This window comes from Methyloceanibacter marginalis (assembly GCF_001723295.1).
Lineage (GTDB): Bacteria > Pseudomonadota > Alphaproteobacteria > Rhizobiales > Methyloligellaceae > Methyloceanibacter > Methyloceanibacter marginalis.
This window is the reverse complement of the sequence record NZ_LPWD01000369.1, coordinates 1-1,692: the sequence shown is the minus strand read 5'-3', so window position 1 is coordinate 1,692 and position 1,692 is coordinate 1. Positions and strand designations below refer to the sequence as shown.

Annotated in this window: 2 protein-coding genes and 1 pseudogene; all 3 read right to left on the bottom strand. The window is 66.0% G+C overall.

Features of this window, described 5'->3' with window-relative positions:
• A partial coding sequence (locus tag AUC71_RS12955) for a sarcosine oxidase subunit gamma (RefSeq protein ID WP_069624594.1) occupies positions 1 to 562 on the bottom strand: 562 nt, incomplete at its 3' end.
• On the bottom strand, positions 555 to 728 hold the full coding sequence (locus AUC71_RS22400) for a glycine cleavage T C-terminal barrel domain-containing protein (protein ID WP_342021856.1): 174 nt from the start codon (positions 726 to 728) through the stop codon (positions 555 to 557). The genes AUC71_RS12955 and AUC71_RS22400, both read right to left, overlap by 8 nt.
• A gap of 230 nt (positions 729 to 958) precedes the next feature.
• Positions 959 to 1,576, bottom strand: a pseudogene (locus AUC71_RS22815) (sarcosine oxidase subunit alpha); the annotation flags it as partial.
• Positions 1,577 to 1,692 lie beyond the last annotated feature (116 nt).

Here is a 1,692-nt window from a genome sequence, read left to right as displayed (position 1 = left end):
CGAGCCAGCGCCAGAAGCTCGCGGCCACGCTGCGGAACAAGGCGATGTCGTAGGCTTGCTCGTCGCCCTCTCGCCACACGAGCACACCCATATGCGAAAGGGTACTGGTGGCGGCGCCTCCAGCCGGAAAGACGCGCGGGTCGAGGTCGATGGCCAATCCCTTGGCGAGCACGTCGCGAACGCGTGGCCCGCCCAAACGCACCACGGCCCGTCCGCTGCTCTGATCGGAGACCGACGCAAGCCCCTTCAGCTTGCCGGCAAGAGCCTCGGCCAGCGCTTCGTTCTGAAGCGTCGCGGAGACGGCGAGCCACTGCCCCGGACCCGTGCCAATGAAGCTCACGTTCTTGCCGTGGGCCACGGTCGAGCCCTCGGGCAGGTCCAGGCCATAGGCCTCGCGCACGGCCGCCTTCAAAGCCTCGACCTGGCCTTTGCGCGTTTCGACGGAGGCGAGACCGAGATCGGTGCGCTCGATCACGGTCACGCCAGCGCCGCCGTCCGCCTTGCCGTATCGGCCAGGCTTGGCGATGCCATGAAAAGCGGAAAGAGAGGCGAGCTTAGACACGGAGGCGCCCCCCTTCCGGATCGACGAAGCACGGTCCGCAGACCTCGGCCAGCATCTCGGTGTTGCGCAACGGATCGCAGACCTTCACCACCTCGCCGTGGCGCTCCGGACCATTGGACAGCATGGCAAGCGCAATCCATGTTCCGAGCTCCGGCGAGTAGGCCATGGAGGTGACGTAGCCTGATCGTTGGCGGCTACGACATCCGCTTCCCTCGGCACGAGATGCGCACCGGCAGGAATGCGCGCCGCCCTATCGAGCGGCTTCAGGCCCACGAGCGACGCGCGCTCGGCTTCGGTGAGCGCTTCGCGCTCGCCCATGAAGCGGCCTATAAAGTCCTTCTTCGTCGACGCCATGCGGCCGAGCCCAAGATCGTGCGCAGTGGTCTGGCCGTTGAGCTCAGGTCCCGCGGCATGGCCCTTTTCGATGCGCATGACGCCAAGCGGCTCGGTGCCGTAAGGCGCGATGCCGTGCGGCGCACCCGCCTCGATAATCGCGCGGATCATGGCATCGCCGTAGCGCGCCGGCACGGCCACCTCAAAGGCGAGCTCGCCGGAGAATGACAGCCGGAACAGCCGCCCCTTCACGCAGCCGCAGAACGTGAACTCACCGCAGGCCATATAGGGGAAGGCTTCGTTGGAAATATCCTGGCCCGGATCGAGCAGCGCTTCGACGACCTTGCGCGACTCGGGACCGGCGACGGCGTATTGCGCCCATTGCTCCGTGACTGACACGGTTTGCACGTCGAGCTCGGGCCACAGCACCTGCTGGCAATATTCCAGATGCTGGCTCACCTTGAGCGCGTTCGCCGTGGTCGTGGTCATGTAATAGTGGTCGTCGGCGAGGCGTGCGGTGGTGCCGTCGTCCATGGCGAAACCATCTTCGCGCAGCATGAGTCCGTAACGAGCCTTGCCCACGGTGAGCTTGCCGAAGCCGTTGATGTAGACCCGGTCGAGGAAGGTGCCGGCGTCGGCGCCCTGCACGTCGATCTTGCCCAGCGTGGAGACATCGCACACGCCGACATTGGTACGCGTGTTCTCTACTTTCGCGGTTGACGGTCTCCTGCGGACGCTCGCCGGGGCTTTGGGGGAAGATGAGCGCGCGCATCCCAGGCGCCGACCTCGACGAAGAC

What these genes read in the sequence shown, in the direction of transcription:
- AUC71_RS22400 (WP_342021856.1), bottom strand. Translation starts at nt 728, where the DNA reads ATGGCCTACTCGCCGGAGCTCGGAACATGGATTGCGCTTGCCATGCTG.